The organism is Ruegeria sp. YTSC003 (assembly GCF_059609785.1).
In genome coordinates this window covers 374746-390415 of sequence record NZ_JBXWMK010000003.1, presented here as the reverse complement: position 1 = coordinate 390415, position 15670 = coordinate 374746, and the positions used below count along the sequence as shown (strand labels likewise).

17 protein-coding genes are annotated in these 15670 nt (G+C 58.1%); 5 read left to right on the top strand and 12 right to left on the bottom strand.

Going from position 1 to position 15670, the window contains the following annotated elements; all coding sequences use genetic code 11:
- Positions 1-116 precede the first annotated feature (116 nt).
- Genes tatC through AC2FFH_RS08950 form a run of 3 tightly spaced genes read right to left on the bottom strand, consistent with a single transcriptional unit; the run spans position 117 to position 1669 of the window.
- Complete coding sequence (tatC, locus tag AC2FFH_RS08960; protein WP_496723092.1) at positions 117-992, bottom strand: twin-arginine translocase subunit TatC; 876 nt, start codon at positions 990-992, stop codon at positions 117-119.
- A complete protein-coding gene (gene tatB, locus AC2FFH_RS08955) occupies positions 989-1447 on the bottom strand; it encodes a Sec-independent protein translocase protein TatB (RefSeq protein WP_058271821.1) in 459 nt (152 codons plus the stop codon). Before tatB ends, tatC begins: the two co-directional genes overlap by 4 nt.
- Positions 1448-1453: 6 nt before the next feature.
- Positions 1454-1669 carry a twin-arginine translocase TatA/TatE family subunit gene (locus AC2FFH_RS08950; RefSeq protein WP_170354368.1) on the bottom strand — a complete coding sequence of 72 codons (216 nt, stop codon included), beginning with the start codon at positions 1667-1669 and terminating at the stop codon, positions 1454-1456.
- A gap of 217 nt (positions 1670-1886) precedes the next feature.
- Between AC2FFH_RS08950 and AC2FFH_RS08945 the strand changes: the two genes are divergently transcribed.
- Both AC2FFH_RS08945 and AC2FFH_RS08940 read left to right on the top strand, forming a co-directional pair.
- Positions 1887-2195: a hypothetical protein gene (locus AC2FFH_RS08945; protein ID WP_282118279.1), complete on the top strand. Its 309-nt coding sequence runs from the start codon at positions 1887-1889 to the stop codon at positions 2193-2195.
- A 15-nt stretch (positions 2196-2210) separates the two neighbouring features.
- Positions 2211-2882 carry a helix-turn-helix transcriptional regulator gene (locus AC2FFH_RS08940; RefSeq protein ID WP_282118278.1) on the top strand — a complete coding sequence of 224 codons (672 nt, stop codon included), beginning with the start codon at positions 2211-2213 and terminating at the stop codon, positions 2880-2882.
- Positions 2883-2943: 61 nt separating this feature from the next.
- On the opposite strand, the gene AC2FFH_RS08935 is transcribed toward AC2FFH_RS08940, so the two are convergent.
- The 8 genes from AC2FFH_RS08935 to AC2FFH_RS08900 all read right to left on the bottom strand — a co-directional run bounded on the left by AC2FFH_RS08935 (position 2944) and on the right by AC2FFH_RS08900 (position 10368).
- Entirely contained in the window at positions 2944-4110 is a 1167-nt protein-coding gene (locus AC2FFH_RS08935) for a peptidoglycan DD-metalloendopeptidase family protein (protein ID WP_496844232.1), read from the bottom strand.
- A gap of 63 nt (positions 4111-4173) precedes the next feature.
- The gene (locus tag AC2FFH_RS08930) at positions 4174-4824 is read right to left on the bottom strand and encodes a protein-L-isoaspartate(D-aspartate) O-methyltransferase (protein ID WP_058271826.1); all 651 of its coding nucleotides are present in this window, start codon (positions 4822-4824) and stop codon (positions 4174-4176) included.
- The gene (surE, locus tag AC2FFH_RS08925; protein ID WP_496764558.1) at positions 4821-5603 is read right to left on the bottom strand and encodes a 5'/3'-nucleotidase SurE; all 783 of its coding nucleotides are present in this window, start codon (positions 5601-5603) and stop codon (positions 4821-4823) included. Before surE ends, AC2FFH_RS08930 begins: the two co-directional genes overlap by 4 nt.
- Before the next feature lie 120 nt (positions 5604-5723).
- The gene (locus AC2FFH_RS08920; RefSeq protein WP_496764556.1) at positions 5724-6809 is read right to left on the bottom strand and encodes an ABC transporter ATP-binding protein; all 1086 of its coding nucleotides are present in this window, start codon (positions 6807-6809) and stop codon (positions 5724-5726) included.
- 80 nt (positions 6810-6889) lie between these two features.
- Positions 6890-7936 carry a methyltransferase domain-containing protein gene (locus AC2FFH_RS08915; RefSeq protein WP_496764553.1) on the bottom strand — a complete coding sequence of 349 codons (1047 nt, stop codon included), beginning with the start codon at positions 7934-7936 and terminating at the stop codon, positions 6890-6892.
- Between the two features lie 105 nt (positions 7937-8041).
- Positions 8042-9154, bottom strand: coding sequence for a YhaZ family DNA alkylation repair protein (locus AC2FFH_RS08910; protein ID WP_496844231.1), 1113 nt, complete (start codon positions 9152-9154; stop codon positions 8042-8044).
- 2 nt (positions 9155-9156) lie between these two features.
- Complete coding sequence (locus tag AC2FFH_RS08905; RefSeq protein WP_496764547.1) at positions 9157-9936, bottom strand: SDR family oxidoreductase; 780 nt, start codon at positions 9934-9936, stop codon at positions 9157-9159.
- 69 nt (positions 9937-10005) lie between these two features.
- Positions 10006-10368: a SnoaL-like domain-containing protein gene (locus AC2FFH_RS08900; protein WP_496723112.1), complete on the bottom strand. Its 363-nt coding sequence runs from the start codon at positions 10366-10368 to the stop codon at positions 10006-10008.
- Positions 10369-10477: 109 nt separating this feature from the next.
- On the opposite strand from AC2FFH_RS08900, the gene AC2FFH_RS08895 reads away from it, so the two are divergent.
- The 3 genes from AC2FFH_RS08895 to AC2FFH_RS08885 all read left to right on the top strand — a co-directional run bounded on the left by AC2FFH_RS08895 (position 10478) and on the right by AC2FFH_RS08885 (position 14756).
- On the top strand, positions 10478-12085 hold the full coding sequence (locus AC2FFH_RS08895; RefSeq protein WP_496723114.1) for a peptide chain release factor 3: 1608 nt from the start codon (positions 10478-10480) through the stop codon (positions 12083-12085).
- A 189-nt stretch (positions 12086-12274) separates the two neighbouring features.
- Positions 12275-13204: a glycosyltransferase family 2 protein gene (locus tag AC2FFH_RS08890; protein WP_496844230.1), complete on the top strand. Its 930-nt coding sequence runs from the start codon at positions 12275-12277 to the stop codon at positions 13202-13204.
- A gap of 184 nt (positions 13205-13388) precedes the next feature.
- Positions 13389-14756, top strand: a complete 1368-nt coding sequence (locus AC2FFH_RS08885) for a DEAD/DEAH box helicase (protein ID WP_496738434.1) — start codon at positions 13389-13391, stop codon at positions 14754-14756.
- Here AC2FFH_RS08885 and AC2FFH_RS08880 read toward each other — a convergent pair.
- Positions 14753-15655, bottom strand: coding sequence for an EamA family transporter (locus AC2FFH_RS08880; protein ID WP_496844229.1), 903 nt, complete (start codon positions 15653-15655; stop codon positions 14753-14755). The two genes, AC2FFH_RS08885 and AC2FFH_RS08880, sit on opposite strands and share 4 nt — an antisense overlap.
- Positions 15656-15670 lie beyond the last annotated feature (15 nt).

Sequence of the window (15670 nt, the reverse complement as noted above, 5' to 3'; positions counted from 1 at the left end):
AGGCGCCTCCGGTCAGTTTTGCTGGTTTCAAACCATGTTCCGCCGGGCGCAACAAGAGCCGCGCACAAAAAAGGCGCGCCGTGACGGACGCGCCTGATTGTTATCGATCATCAGGATTACTTGCCTTCTTCTTCCTGAATAATCTCTTCATCCGCTTCTTCTTCATCGTCGTAGTAACCGTCAGCGCGCAGTTGTTCCTCGCGCTTTTTCTCGACGCGTGCGACCAGGAAGATCGAAATTTCGTACAGCCCATAGACAACCACGAACAGGATGACCTGAGTGATCACGTCAGGCGGTGTCACCAGTGCGGCCAGAACCAGAATGGCGACCACCGCGTACTTACGCACGGCCCCCAGACCTTCGGCAGTTACCAGCCCGGCTTTTCCCATCAGGGTCAGAAGAACCGGCAACTGGAAGCACAGCCCAAAGGCCACGATGAACTTGATGGTCAGGTTCAGGTATTCCTGTGCCGAGCCCTGGAAGACCACGCTGAGCGGTGCAGTAGCAGTGCCGTCAACTACTGCCTCGCCTTCTGATCCGAACTGCTGGAAGCCAAGGAAGAAGTCATAAGCCAGCGGCGTGACCACGTAGAAGGCAAAGCTTGCCCCCAGCAGGAACATGAATGGCGATGCCAGCATGAACGGCAGGAACGCGTTCTTTTCCGACCGGTACAGGCCCGGTGCAACGAACCGCCACATCTGCATCCCTATATAGGGGAATGCCAGAATGAAGCCGCCCAGAAGCGAGACCTTGATGGCGACGAAGAACCCTTCCTGCGGTGAAATGAAGATCAAATCACAATCCTGCCCGCGTTCTGCCAGCACCTCGCACAATGGGTTTGTGAGGAAGTTGAACAGCGGCGTGGCAACGGTGAAGCAAATTATCATCCCGATCAGGAACGCCACGACGCAGTGAATCAACCGCGTGCGCAGTTCTGCCAGATGCTCGATCAATGGGGCCGAGCTGTCTTCGATCTCGTCGGTATTGCTCATGTCTTGCTTTCAGTATTCAGCGCGGCTTCGGCCTCTTCAGCCTTGGCTAGCGCATCCGCAGCTTCTTTGGCCTTACGCTCGGCAGCGGCACGTGCCGTCGAGGCCTGGATCTTCTTGGCCTGCTCTGCACGTTCAGCAGCCAGTTTACCGGTTTCGCTGTCGGGGTCGAACTTAGTCGGGTCCATGCTCTTGGCCATTTCCTGCGCAGCTTCTTTGACGCCGTCCATGGCGGTGTTCACAGGATTGGTGGCCGCATTCAGACCCTTCTTGATCTCGTTCACGCCCGCCTGATCAGCTGCTTCGTTCATGGCGCTGCTAAATTCGCGCGCCATGCCACGAGCCTTGCCAACCCAGCGGCCGACATTGCGGAACAACACCGGCAGGTCCTTTGGCCCCACAACGATCAGGGCGACAACGCCAATGACCAGAAGCTCGGTCCAGCCCAGATCAAACATCTGCGCTTAGGCCTTGTCTTTGTCGGTCTCGGGGGTGACGTCTTTCGCCATCTCGGACGCGTCCTGCTCTAGCTCGTCCGCACCTTCTTTGACGCCCTTCTTGAACGAGGTGATGCCTTTGCCCACTTCGCCCATCAACGAGCTGATTTTACCGCGGCCAAACAGCACCAGCACCACAACGGCAATCAGCAGAAGACCGGGAAGTCCGATATTGTTAAGCATGTCTCTTCTCCTTTGAAGTCGGCGCACGCGCGCCGGGAATGTGATCTGGCACTGTGTTTACGCCCGGGCGGTCCATCGCAAAAGCGTGTCGGCCCGGTTCTGTGCCCAAAAATGAACGGATCACGCGATTTTTGAGGACTCGCATTTCTCAACTGACAGGTTTATGTCAGTTGTAAACACGTACAACGGCCCTGTCTCATCAAAACAGGAGCATGACGTGACACAAATCGCAGAAACCGTAACCTTCAAACTCGCGGCCGATGTAACAAAGGAGGATTTCGTGAACATCATGAAAGGCACTGAATCCTTTGTTCGGAACGCGGACGGCTTTGTCTTTCGACGCCTCAGCGCAGGGGATGATGGGCTTTGGACCGACACCGTCATCTGGGCCAACATGGATTGCGCTCAATCCGCCGCCGCAGCCTTTCCAAAGCAGGATTTCGCTCCTGCGGTGATGGCCGCAATCGCGCCGGACACGGTCACCATGCGCCACGATGCAATCCATTGGACCATCGGAGCGTCATGACACACAGGACATCCCATGCGCCGCTCTGACCGGCTGTTCGATATCATCCAGATCCTGCGCGACGGTAAACTTCACCGTGCGCAGGACATCGCGGACCGGCTTGAGGTGTCGGTTCGCACCATCTATCGCGACATGGATACGCTGGTTGCCTCGGGCATCCCCGTCGAGGGCGAACGCGGTGTGGGCTACATGGTGCGTGAGCAGATCACCCTGCCCCCGCTGAATCTGACCCCTGCCGAGCTTGAGGCGTTGAACCTCGGTATGGCCATCGTAGCCGAAGCCGCAGACCCCGACCTCAAGGCCGCAGCCACGTCGCTGGCCGACAAGATCGACGCCGTGTTGCCCACGCAGGTCGTGGCCGAGGCTGACAGTTGGAAATTTGCAGTCTATCCCTTTGCCGATGCGGCGCGTGGGCTGGCGCATATGGCCCCGATCCGCGCCGCCATCAAATCCCGCCAGAAACTCCGTCTGTCTTACCGTCGGATCGACGGCGTTCTGACTGATCGGGTCATACGCCCGCTGCACATGGAATACTGGGGGCGCGTCTGGACCCTGACGGCATGGTGCGAGTTACGTCAGGGGTTCCGTGTTTTTCGCATAGACCTGATCGAAACAATCTTGCCCCTGCCCGAGGTCTTCGCAGACGAGCCCGGCAAGAGCCTTAGCGATTATGACCCGCACGCCTGACAGGTCTCGTCTTCTCTCGAATACTCTGGCAGAAGGCACATCCCGCTCGGGGCCATAACCCTCACCGCAGATAGGGTTCCGGATCGACAGATTCGAACCCTTTACGCACCTCGAAATGGACGTAGGCATTGTCGCCGCCGCGCAAGGAGGCGATCTTTTGGCCGCGCTTGACGCGAGCACCCTTTTTCACAGTGATGTTTTCGACATTCGCGTAGACGGTCAGCAGGTCGCTGTTGTGCTTTACCACAATGATCGGCACTTGATCCGCGTCTGCCGTGATTGCGGCGACGGTGCCCGCTGCGGCAGCGTTAACCGGGCTACCAGGCGAGGCCGCAATGTCGATGCCTTCGTTCGAGCCCTTTTTATAGGTGCGGATGATCGTTCCGGTGACCGGCAGGCCAAGTGCAGAATTGCTTTGCGTTGTGGGTGCTTCGGCGGTCACGTCCGGCGCGGGTTCTGCCGGCTTGATATCTTCATCCGGCAGCGGTTGCGTCGCACTGGGCGGGGTCGGCGTGGGCGATCCCTGCCCAGGTTGGGTGATCGTGGTCGCAGGAACGGTTGCAGCGGCAGCTTCCTGACGGGGTGCAGCCTGGTTCTTGATGGGAATCAGCAGAAACTGCCCTTCGCGGACGGTAAAGTCAGACCCCAGCCCGTTCCACTCGGCCAGAGCATCGACCGGCACGTTATACAGGCGCGCGATCGTATACGCGGTTTCGCCGCGCTTGACCTTGTGGCGAATGGGCTCGGGCCCCGTCGGCGCAGGGGCCGATGCAGGCGCGGCAGTTGGTTGTGCCGGTTCCAGCGTCGATGTGCGCACCGACCCATCCGCGGGCGCCGCGTCAATCGCGGTGCCTGCAATTGTCGCGATATCGACAGAACTGGCAGCGCTGACGGTACGCGGCAAGGCGACCACTTCGCCATCACGCAACTGGTCCGCAGCTTGCAACCCGTTGAAGCGCGCGACTTCCGCTGCCGGTAATCCGACCCGGGCAGCGATATCGCCAACCGTATCGCCCCGACGCGCAACGGCCACTTGATAATTGGGATAGGTGATCACGCCACGCGCATCCGGAGCAGGCCGGTTCGCGGTGGCCGCCTGCGCTGCGTCGGCCGTGGAAAAACCACCGACATTGCCGCGCAGATCATAATCTATGGGGCCTTCGCATCCCGCGAGGAACGCCAAAGACGCAACACCTGCTGCGACTGCTGATTTGGAAACTGCTCTCATTTTACTGTCCTCACCGCCTGCCCCTGTTGTCCGGGGTTCCAGCGCTTATCGCGAAATATTTCCTTACGCTCCGTCTTTGCCAAGCCCTTCTAGCAGGGGCACGAACCGAACGGGCAACAATTCATCATAGTCCAGGCCGGTCTCAGTGCGTCTGACCCGGATCAGGGTCTGAACCGCATCCGACTGTCCCACCGGCAAAACCATGATACCGCCGATTTTGAGCTGCGCCAAGAGCGGCCCGGGCGGGTCCTCAGCGGCGGCGGTCACAATGATACGATCAAACGGGGCTTGTTCCGACAAACCGAACGATCCGTCAGACAGCATCGCCGTCACATTGGTCATTCCCAATTCTCGAAACAGCTCGCCGGTTTCGCGCACCAGACGTTTATGACGTTCGACCGTATAGACCCGGCGCGCCAGCTTGGACAGAACCGCCGCCTGATAGCCCGAGCCTGTACCAACCTCCAGCACCGTATCACGGGGGCGCACATCCAGCGCCTGGGTCATCAGCCCCACCACCGAAGGCTGGCTGATCGTCTGGCCACAGGCGATCGGCAGCGGTGTATCCTCATAAGCGCGCTCGGCGAACAGACCCTTGACGAAACGGCCCCGATCGACCTGTTCCATAGCAGCTAGAACGCGCGCATCCGTTACCCCGCGCGACCGCAGGGCAAAGAGGAACTGCATGGTTGTTTCTGGATCAAGTCCGCTCATTCGATCGACTTCAGTTGTTTCAGAACGTCATGGGCCGTCAGATCCGCACGCATCGGTGTGACCGAGATGTAGCCCCCAAGGTTAACCGCCGCATCGGTTCCGGGTGCTGTCGGATTGTGCTGATAGCCGCCCTTGATCCACAGGAACCGCCGGCCCGAGGGCGAGCTGTGTGGTTCGACCGAGAAGTTGGTATCCTGGCGAAAGCCCTGCGGCGCGATGCGCGTCCCCAGAACCTCATCCGCCGGCACAGGTGGGAAATTCACGTTGTAAAACAGCCGGTAATCGACTTGCTCTTCAGGCGTTGCTTTCAGAATTCGCCGCACGAGGTCGGCCCCGTAACGCTTTGCAGCCTCAAAAGGATCATCCAGACCAAGATTGCGCGGTCCGAAATACTGCGACAAGGCAATCGCAGGAATACCCTGCAGGGCGGCTTCCATCGCCCCTCCTACCGTGCCGGAATACAGCGTGTTCTCGGCCGAGTTATTACCCCGGTTCACACCGGACAATACCAGATCGGGCGGTGTGTCTTTCATGACGTCGTGCAGCCCGGCCAACACACAGTCAGCGGGTGAGCCTTCGGCGGCAAAGCGGCGCTCGCCCAGCTTGGCGACCATCATCGGGTGGGTATAACTGATGCAGTGGCCCACACCCGATTGTTCGAATGCAGGCGCTACGACCCAAACCTCGCCATCCGGGCCTGCCAGATCGGCGGCAATCGCCTCAAGTGCGATCAGCCCCGGGGCATTGATCCCGTCATCATTGGTCAGAAGTATACGCATAAGCCCCATCCACCCGGCGTTTTGCCCTTGATAGACCCGCCCCCGCGTCGCGGCAAGCAACGCGCGCGTCCAATCTGATGCTTTCGCGCACCACTTGGCGCTAAACTGTGGCTTTCCAGCCTAAACCGGGAAAACGAAACACCTGTCACGGCGGATGGTCAGCCACATGACCCGTCCCGGGCTGGGAACAAAGACATTGGGCACCGTCGCCCTCAGGATCGAGCCATCATGGTCCATCCGAAATTCAACAAGGCTTTCGTTGCCCAAAAACCGTGCCCGCTCGACCACGCCCCGCGCGGCAACGCCGTCGGTCGGTGTCGGCAGCGGCCCCTTGCCGTTACGGTCAAAGTCCAGCCGCACGTGCTGCGGGCGGAATACGATCTCGACATCTGTATTGTCCGGAACGCCGGGTGCCAGAAATTGCCCGAATGGCGTTTCGGCCAAGGCCCCATTCACTTTGGATTGCAAAACATTGATATCACTAAAAAACGCCACCGCCGCCTTGTCCGCCGGGCGGGTAAAGACGTTGTAGGGCGCGCCTTGTTGGACGACTTTACCGCGCCGCATCAGGGCGATTTCATCCGCCATGCGCATCGCTTCTTCCGGCTCATGCGTGACAAGAACAACAGCGGCATCCTCTTCCTTGAGGATCGCAAGCGTTTCATCCCGAATGCCGTCCCGCAACCGGTTGTCGAGGCCCGAGAAAGGCTCGTCCATCAGCATGATCCGCGGACGCGGGGCCAATGCGCGGGCCAACGCCACACGTTGCTGCTCGCCACCTGACAAATGATGTGGGTAGTCGTCGACGAAACGCATCAGGTCGACTTTGCGCAGCAGCGCTTCGACGCGGGCGCGTTTTTCGTCCCTATGCCCCTTCAGGCCAAAGGCCACATTGTCGGCAACGCTGAGATGCGGAAACAGGGCAAAGTCCTGAAACATCAGCCCTATTTCGCGCCGCTCGGGCGGTACACGAAACACCGTGTCACAGATCAGCTTGCCATCGACGTAGATTTCACCGGATTCCTGCATCTCGACGCCCGCGATCATGCGCAGCGTCGTGGACTTGCCGCAGCCCGAAGGCCCCAACAAACAGGTCACCTGCCCCGCCCGCACCGTCAGTGAGACGTTATCCACAACGACCCGCCCCTCATACCGGGCGATCAGATTTCGGATTTCCAGTCGAGGAGGAGTAGCGTTTTCTGTCACCGATGGGCCCCGTTGCCTTTCCCGATCAATTCCATCGGGCTTAGGCGGGGATAACAACCCCGCCCCTCAGGTGCAAGAGATCAGCAACAGACGCCGGATGGGGCCTCGCCCGTGGCTTCAAACGGGCTTTCACCACCGCAGCCTTCGAATATCCCGTAGTGGGTCGAGAAATCACCGATGAACTCAAAATGCCGCGCGAAACGCGTGTCTTTCAACATCATCCACGTGTTGCCGCAGACAGGAAAAACCTTACCCGCCTCGATCGCGTGGTGATCATCTAGCTCGAACAGATGCGGGGCATTCGGGATGGTGCCCTTGTAGATCACGGCCTGGCCGTAATCCTCGCAGTCTGGTTCCAACTCGGGCAGCTTGAACAGACGGTAGGTGGCAGACAGGAATTTAAGAGGCGCGACACGCTCTTCGAGTACAGCGTTTTCGATGGTCAGCGGACGATGCGTGACCCGGCGCGGATCACCAAAGCCTGCCTTACGCGACATCGACAGGAACTCGTTCCAATACAGGGCACCGGACAGGCATTCACCGTACAAAACCTCATCCTCGGCCATCTCTTTAGGCACTCGGCGGTCGGCGTAGACGTCCGAGAAATACATCTCGCCCCCGTCTTTCAGCAACCGATGCGCACCACGCAAAACCGCCTCTTTATCGGTGGCCAGATTGATCACGCAGTTCGAGACGATGATGTCAAAAGAACCGGGTTCCAGGTCAAGCTCGTCCAGCTTTTCGATATAGCCATGGTGGAATTCCACATTGCTGGCAGAATGCCCAAAGGCTTGCGTGTGATAGTCCTGATGCGCCCGCGCGACGTCCAGCTGTTCCGGTGTCATATCCACACCCACAACGCGCCCCTTTTCACCTACCATTGCGGACAAGGCATAAACATCACGTCCCGCACCACAGCCGAGATCCAGAATGCTCATTCCCTCAAGGTCGTGCGGAGCGATCAGACCGCAGCCATAGTAGCGCGTCAGAACTTCGTCATGAATTGTCGACAGGATCTTTTTGACATGATCCGGCATGTCATCAGGCGTACAACACGCGTTTGTCTGCAAGTCCGAGCTGCCCTGCAAGACTTCGCCATAGTAATTCTGCACTGACTCATGCTTCATCGCGGTTATCCTTCTGTCTGATGGCTGCATAGCAGCTAAAGCAGCGCGGGGCTTGGCGCAATCCGGGCCTTTAGAATCTGACGAAAGCGTGAGGGCGTGTAGGGGTTATGCCAGCAGTTCGAAATCAACGCCCGCGCGCAGTTTGCCGTTCACCTGTATCTCAAGCCGATGCGCACCAGGGATAAGTTTGAACGTGGTGGCGTCACCTTTGAGCTTGTGCTTTTTGGTCAGGGTAAGAGCACCATCTGCCAACGCGGACTGTTTCAGCTTGTGCACTTTGGCTGAGGTTTTACCCCCAGGCCTTTGAAAATGAACAATGTAATCGACCAGAACCGGTTGTTTTCCATTGCCATTCAGCACGACATCAAACTCCAGCGCTCCACCGATCTGCGCGTCACCCTTGATGGTAACATCGGCCGAAACTTCAGCATCAGGATCAAAGCCCAGCATCTTCATGGCGCGCGGATGGCCTGCTTTCACAAGCCCACGCAAGGTGTGCGAGGTCATCCAGCCCATCTCGGCCTGATCCTGCCGCCCGTTCCCGCCCCAATCCTGCAACCGGTCCAAAACCAGATCGGGGTCTTTTTTGGTTATGTCATTCAGATGGTTGGCAACCGACCGAGTGACATAGCGCGTTCCATCGGCATGCAGCCGATCCAGTAAAGGCAGCGGATCGGTCAGGTCCAGCCCCACCGCCTGCCCCCAAGGCAAACGCGGTCTTGTGCCTTCGCTGACCAGTCGACGCACGTGATAGCTGTCATGCGCGCACCATTCCTGCATCCGCGCCAGCAACTGTTCCTGATGGGTATTGAGGAACGGCCTTATGGCCCATTCCATTGAAAACCTTTGGGTCAGTTCCTCGAGCACATCCAATGACTGCTCAGGATGATCCATCCCCACGGCAACAACCCAGTCACCCAGCGGTGCAAAGATGAAATCACCAAAATCGTCATCCGTTTTGCCGGGATCCAATGGTGGCGGCAAGGCGCGCAGCAGCGTAGGTGCGATCTGAGGCAAGTCGCCCGGCACCGCCTGTTGCAGACATTCGGCGATCCAGGCCATCCTCTCTTTCAGCTCCAGATCCAGCAGACGCGACATGACCTGCGCCTCAAACGCCTCGGCATCAAAGGACGGGTCCGCGCCCGCGAAAAGCCCCGCCAAATAGCGGGTCTTTTCGACATTAAACAGTTGATCTTTAAGCGAGAAGTTTTGTGCCATGATCACATCGTCAGATTAGTGGCGCCACCATCTAGCAGTATGTTCTGCCCGACAATGAAACCGGCATTCTGCGAACACAGGAACGCACAGGCTGCACCAAATTCTTCACGCGTTCCATACCGTCGCGCCGGGATGGTTGCCGCGCGTTCAGCGCGCGCCTCGTCCATCGAAATTCCTTTTTGCGCAGCCACGCCACCATCCAACGAGTCCGCCCGGTCGGTGGCATGAATGCCCGGCAGCAAGTTATTGATCGTTACCCCTTTCGGCGCCACTTGACGCGCAGTTCCCGCGACATACCCCGTCAAACCGGTACGTGCCGCGTTCGACAGACCCAGTGCGGGGATCGGCGCGCGCACAGATTGCGAGGTGATATTCACCACCCGGCCCCAGCCTTTGTCCATCATCCCAGGCAACAAAGCCTTCATGAACGCAATCGGCGTCAGCATGTTGGTGTCCAGCGCCTTGATGAAATCATCGCGATCCCAATCCGACCACAAACCCGGGGGCGGGCCTCCGGCATTTGTCACGAGGATATCAACACCCTGCGCGGCTTCGATTACCTGCACCTGTCCTTCAGTCGAAGTCACATCGCAGGCGATAGTCTGAACCTGTACGCCATGTTCAGCGCGAATGCGGTCAGCCGATGCCTCCAAAGCCTCAGTCCCCCGCGCGTTCATCACCAGATCAACACCCGCGGCGGCCAGCGACTCGGCACAACCCAGACCCAAACCTTTGCTACTGGCGCAGACCAGCGCACGTTTACCTTTGATACCAAGATCCATCTGATCCTCCCTGTATTTGCCGCACATCTAGCACCAGCCTTTCAGGGAAGACCAGCAATGGACCTTTGATCAATAAAAGAACTCTTCACGCACAATCTTGCCATCCGCGACGTGGTAAATGGCGACTTCGCGCATATCAAAGCTGTCACCGCTTTCCTTCACTGTGCCCTTTACTTCGAAAATTACGGCAAAGCGGTCCTCACCATGCACAAATGGATCACTTACCGAAGTTTTTGTCACATCATGTGCACCTTCCCACCATTCTTGTTTGCCACGGATCGCGTCGCGGCCGGCGACTTCGCGCCCCATGCCCGAGTAATCCACGGCTTCGACGGAGACGGCATCGTCCGCATAGAGCTTATCCAAATTCGCTTTGGCCCGGCCTTCTCGGCAACCAGCGACCAGTTCGTTTGCGATTTCTTTTAAATTCATCACACCTCTCCATAATTTGTTCACTATATGTTCTTTTTGCCATGGTCGAGCGATTCTGAACAGCCCCTTTGTCTTGCCTCGGCAGAATTCCCCGCATATACGCGCGTTCATGCTTGATACCGCCACCAACCAACCCGTTTTGCCGCCCGAGATTGCTCGGCGCCGGACATTCGCCATCATCTCGCACCCGGATGCGGGCAAAACGACGCTGACTGAAAAGTTCCTGTTGTACGGGGGCGCCATTCAGATGGCCGGTCAGGTGCGCGCCAAGGGTGAGGCGCGTCGGACCCGCTCGGACTTCATGCAGATGGAGAAGGACCGCGGTATCTCGGTTTCCGCATCGGCGATGTCCTTTGACTATGACACTTTCAGGTTCAATCTGGTGGATACGCCCGGCCACAGTGATTTCTCGGAAGACACCTATCGCACGCTGACCGCTGTGGACGCCGCCGTGATGGTAATCGACGGCGCGAAGGGTGTGGAAAGCCAGACGCAGAAACTATTCGAAGTCTGCCGCCTGCGTGATCTGCCGATCCTGACATTCTGTAACAAGATGGACCGCGAAAGCCGCGATACGTTCGAGATCATCGACGAAATTCAGGAGATGCTGGCCATCGACGTCACCCCTGCTGCGTGGCCCATCGGCGTGGGCCGCGATTTCATCGGCTGCTATGACATGCTGCGCGATCGGTTGGAACTGATGGACCGCGCCGACCGCAACAAGGTGGCCGAAAGCATCGAAATCAATGGGCTGGACGACCCGAAACTGGCCGAACACGTGCCCGAGCACCTGTTGGAAAAGTTCCTGGAAGAGGTCGAGATGGCGCGCGAGCTGCTGCCCGCCATGGACCCGCAGGCGGTGCTTGAGGGGCATATGACCCCGATCTGGTTCGGCTCGGCGATCAACTCGTTCGGCGTTAAGGAACTGATGGAAGGCATTGGCGCCTACGGCCCCCAGCCGCAGATCCAGTCTGCCGAACCGCGTCAGATTGCACCCGACGAAAAGAAAGTCGCGGGTTTTGTCTTCAAGGTTCAAGCCAATATGGACCCCAAGCACCGCGACCGCGTGGCATTTGTTCGTATGGCATCGGGCCATTTCAAGCGTGGCATGAAGCTGACCCATGTGCGGTCGAAAAAGCCGATGGCGATTTCGAACCCTGTGCTGTTTCTGGCGTCCGACCGTGAATTGGCCGAAGAGGCATGGGCTGGTGATATCATCGGCATCCCCAACCACGGCCAATTGCGCATCGGCGACACGCTGACCGAAGGCGAAGCGATCCGGGTTACTGGCATCCCCTCATTCGCGCCTGAACTGCTGCAGACCGTGCGGCCCGGCGACCCGATGAAAGCCAAACATCTGGAAAAGGCGCTGATGCAATTTGCCGAAGAAGGCGCGGCCAAGGTGTTCAAACCCTCAATCGGATCGGGCTTTATCGTTGGCGTCGTTGGCGCGCTGCAATTTGAAGTGCTCGCCAGCCGGATCGAGATGGAATACGGCCTGCCCGTTCGGTTCGAAGCATCTCAGTTCACCTCGGCCCGCTGGGTCAGTGGTGACAAGGCCGAGGTCGAAAAGTTCGTCAACGCCAACAAGCAGCACATCGCCCATGATCATGATGGCGACATCGTCTATCTGACGCGTCTTCAGTGGGACATCGACCGGGTCATCCGCGACTATCCCGAACTGAACCTGACGGCCACGAAAGAAATGATGGTGTGATGCGTCAGGCTGATTGCACAGGCAACATGGCCTGTGCAATTTTACCCGCATGAATGACGACTTCCAGACGCCCACAGGCGCACTACACGGGTTCGGCGCCCAGAAAAAACTTTTTGAATTCAGCATGGAATCGCCCGACCCTCATTCTTGCGTTGCGCGTGAATATGGCGTCGCACAACAGGTCTGGGCATGACGACCTGGGGTATCGTCTCAATGGTTCGCGGATCGACCCGCGACATACTCAGGTTCGCGGCCCATCACCTCGATCTGGGTGTGGATTATCTGTACATCTACCTGGACGAACCCAATCGTGAGGCGCACCGGGCCCTCAGGAAACACCCGAAAATCAGAGCGCGAATCTGCGACGATGCCTTTTGGGAGAAACGCAAACGCGACCGACCGGAACGCCATCAGGTTCGTCAGACGCTGCATGCCACATTCGCCTATCGCAACACCGATCTGGACTGGCTGGCCCATATCGACGTGGACGAGTTCCTGTGGTCTTCAAAACCCATCCGGGAGCAGTTGCAATCCGTCCCCGCCGACATCCCCGCCGTCCGCGTCCGGCCAATGGAGGCAATGGCAAGCGGCGAGGATCTGTTCAAGGCGCATATCCCCAGCGGCCCGGACCGCTCAGCCATGGTACAGTCCGTCTATCCCAACTATGGCAGCTTTGTACTCGGCGGGTTCCTCAGCCACGTTCAGGGTAAGCTTTTCGTCCGCACAGGCATGGAAAAGCTGAACTTTCGCATCCACAACCTGTTTCAAAACAAAAAGCTTCTGCCCTGCAAATTCGAACTTCCGGGGTTGGAGCTGTGTCATCGCCACGCCCCTGACTGGGACCACTGGGCGGCGCATTATCAGTTTCGGATGGCGCGTGGGTCCTATCAACCCGGCATGTCCCCTAATGTTCCGCGCGAACTGGGCGGTCTGAACAAGAATGAGTTGTTCAACTGGATCGAGACAGAACAGGGCCAGGACGGCTTGCGCGCGTTCTTTGACGAAATTAGCGGTGCCGATCCCGGCGTACGCGCTCGTCTCGAAGAATATGGGTTGATCCGGCACAGACCGCTGGATCTGGACGCGAAAGTTGCGAAACACTTCCCCGGAAGCTGCTGAATTGTTGCGGAAAACCAGCAGTGGGCGCTAGCGACATCAGGTTAAAACCTCTTCATTTGACCCTGCCTCATGATTTTGTTATGTCCGCGCAAAGCCGAAATGTGCCTGACAGCGCATGGCCATCCGGGCCCGGCATTCCATTGACGCGCGGGCCAGGTCTAGTGTCCGCATGAACCGGACATACATGACAAAATTTAACGAACTGAACCTGAACCCGAAGGTCCTCAAAGCCATTGAGGAAGCCGGATACGAATCCCCTACCCCAATTCAGGAAGGCGCAATACCCGCGGCTCTGGAAGGGCGCGATGTCCTGGGCATTGCTCAGACAGGGACCGGCAAGACTGCAAGTTTCACGCTGCCGATGATCACCTTGCTGGCCCGTGGGCGCGCTCGTGCGCGGATGCCGCGTTCGCTGGTGCTGTGCCCGACGCGGGAACTGGCCGCGCAGGTGGCTGAGAATTTCGACACGTACGCCAAACACTTGAAACTGACCAAAGCGCTGTTGATTGGCGGCGTCAGCTTCAAAGAGCAGGACGCGCTGATTGACCGGGGCGTTGACGTTCTGATCGCCACACCGGGTCGCCTGCTGGACCATTTCGAGCGCGGCAAGCTGCTGTTGACCGGCGTTCAGATCATGGTTGTAGATGAAGCGGACAGAATGCTCGACATGGGGTTCATCCCCGATATCGAACGCATCTTCTCGCTGACACCGTTCACGCGCCAAACCCTGTTCTTCTCGGCCACTATGGCACCCGAGATTGAACGTATCACCGACACGTTCCTGTCCGCGCCCACCCGCGTCGAGGTCGCCCGTCAGGCCACCGCGTCCGAGACCATCGAACAGGGTGTTGTCATGTTCAAAGGCGGTCGCCGCGATCGCGAAGCCAGTGCCAAGCGCAAGGTTCTGCGTGCGCTGATCGATGCCGAAGGTGAAAAATGCACCAACGCAATCATCTTCTGCAATCGCAAAACCGATGTAGATATCTGCGCGAAGTCGTTGAAAAAATACGGATATGACGCTGCAGCGATCCACGGTGATCTGGACCAATCACAGCGGATGAAAACTCTTGATGGTTTCCGCGACGGCTCCTTGCGCCTGCTGGTCGCCTCAGACGTGGCCGCGCGCGGCCTTGATGTGCCGTCGGTGAGCCATGTGTTCAATTTCGACGTTCCCGGACACCCTGAAGACTACGTGCACCGAATTGGCCGTACAGGTCGCGCCGGACGCGATGGCAAAGCAATTACGATCTGTTCAGGGCGAGATGAAAAAGCCCTGGCCGCAATTGAAAAGCTGATCCAAAAAGAAATTCCCAGGCTCGACAACCCGGTTCAGGCTGAAGAGCCCAAAGCCAAAGAAGAAGCGCCAAAGCCTGAGCGGAAAGCCAAACCGACTGACGCCAAGAAAAGCGAAAGCAGGAAGAGCGACCGGAAGAAGGACAAAGAACCCAAGGGCCGTGGCCGCAGAGACGACAAAGGCCCTGCTGTTGTCGGCATGGGCGATCACATGCCCAGCTTCATCGCCCTCAGCTTTGACGAGCGCCGCGCAGGCTAAATCGTAAGTACCAGTGCCAGTATCGAGGCACCAAGCAAGGTCATCCCGGCGATTTCGCGCCGGGTGATTTTTTCGCGGAAAAACAAGATCGAGGCGAATAGGCTGAAGATCAGTTCAACCTGGCCCAGTGCTTTGACATAGGCCGCGTTTTGCAGCGTGAAGGCAAAAAACCAGCAGAACGAACCGCACAGGCTGGTGAGGCCGACAAAGACGCCGGTTCGACGTGTGTCCCAAACTGCGCGCAACTCAGCCCGGTCGCGCCACAACAACCACAATCCCATGCTCAGGAATTGGTACGACACGACCACAGCCAGTGTGATCAACGCCCGATACCATGCGTCAATGTCCCCCAACTCCAAAGACGCTCCGCGATAACTGACGGATGAGAAGGCGAACAGAATGCCAGAACCCAACCCAAGGCGCGATGCCCGGTTGGTGAGATGTGCCCACCAAACCCCTTCCCCGCCTGGATTTTTCGACAGCAGCAGGACGGCTATCAGTCCCAGAATTATTGCAAACAATGCGCCCGAGGACACCTGATCACCCAAGACAAGAAATCCGACGATGGCAGTCTGGATGACCTCGGTCTTCTTGAATGTAATGCCGACGGCGAAATTACGCTGTTTGAACAGGGCCACCACGCAAATGGTCGCCAATATCTGCGTTGTCCCGCCGATCACTGCAAACAGCCAGAATCTTCCGGTCAGGACTGGCAGGCTGTAACCGGTTACCTTCATTGCCACGACCAACACGAGAACGGCCAAAGGCATGGAATAGGCAAATCGGGCAAAAGTCGCACCGGCAGCCGTAAGCTTCACGGTGCTCAGCGATTTTTGCAGCATGAACCGCACGGTCTGAAATGCCGCGGCGGCGATGGTGACGGGAATCCACAAACTCATGAATTCCCTTGTGTC

Coding starts and splice junctions, on each gene's coding strand:
- surE (WP_496764558.1), bottom strand. CDS start 5,603: ATGCGTATACTTCTGACCAATGATGACGGGATCAATGCCCCGGGGCTG.
- AC2FFH_RS08915 (WP_496764553.1), bottom strand. CDS start 7,936: ATGAAGCATGAGTCAGTGCAGAATTACTATGGCGAAGTCTTGCAGGGC.
- AC2FFH_RS08900 (WP_496723112.1), bottom strand. CDS start 10,368: ATGAATTTAAAAGAAATCGCAAACGAACTGGTCGCTGGTTGCCGAGAA.
- AC2FFH_RS08895 (WP_496723114.1), top strand. CDS start 10,478: ATGCTTGATACCGCCACCAACCAACCCGTTTTGCCGCCCGAGATTGCT.
- AC2FFH_RS08940 (WP_282118278.1), top strand. CDS start 2,211: ATGCGCCGCTCTGACCGGCTGTTCGATATCATCCAGATCCTGCGCGAC.
- tatB (WP_058271821.1), bottom strand. CDS start 1,447: ATGTTTGATCTGGGCTGGACCGAGCTTCTGGTCATTGGCGTTGTCGCC.
- AC2FFH_RS08930 (WP_058271826.1), bottom strand. CDS start 4,824: ATGAGCGGACTTGATCCAGAAACAACCATGCAGTTCCTCTTTGCCCTG.
- AC2FFH_RS08950 (WP_170354368.1), bottom strand. CDS start 1,669: ATGCTTAACAATATCGGACTTCCCGGTCTTCTGCTGATTGCCGTTGTG.
- AC2FFH_RS08905 (WP_496764547.1), bottom strand. CDS start 9,936: ATGGATCTTGGTATCAAAGGTAAACGTGCGCTGGTCTGCGCCAGTAGC.
- tatC (WP_496723092.1), bottom strand. CDS start 992: ATGAGCAATACCGACGAGATCGAAGACAGCTCGGCCCCATTGATCGAG.
- AC2FFH_RS08885 (WP_496738434.1), top strand. CDS start 13,389: ATGACAAAATTTAACGAACTGAACCTGAACCCGAAGGTCCTCAAAGCC.
- AC2FFH_RS08910 (WP_496844231.1), bottom strand. CDS start 9,154: ATGGCACAAAACTTCTCGCTTAAAGATCAACTGTTTAATGTCGAAAAG.
- AC2FFH_RS08935 (WP_496844232.1), bottom strand. CDS start 4,110: ATGAGAGCAGTTTCCAAATCAGCAGTCGCAGCAGGTGTTGCGTCTTTG.
- AC2FFH_RS08880 (WP_496844229.1), bottom strand. CDS start 15,655: ATGAGTTTGTGGATTCCCGTCACCATCGCCGCCGCGGCATTTCAGACC.
- AC2FFH_RS08890 (WP_496844230.1), top strand. CDS start 12,275: ATGACGACCTGGGGTATCGTCTCAATGGTTCGCGGATCGACCCGCGAC.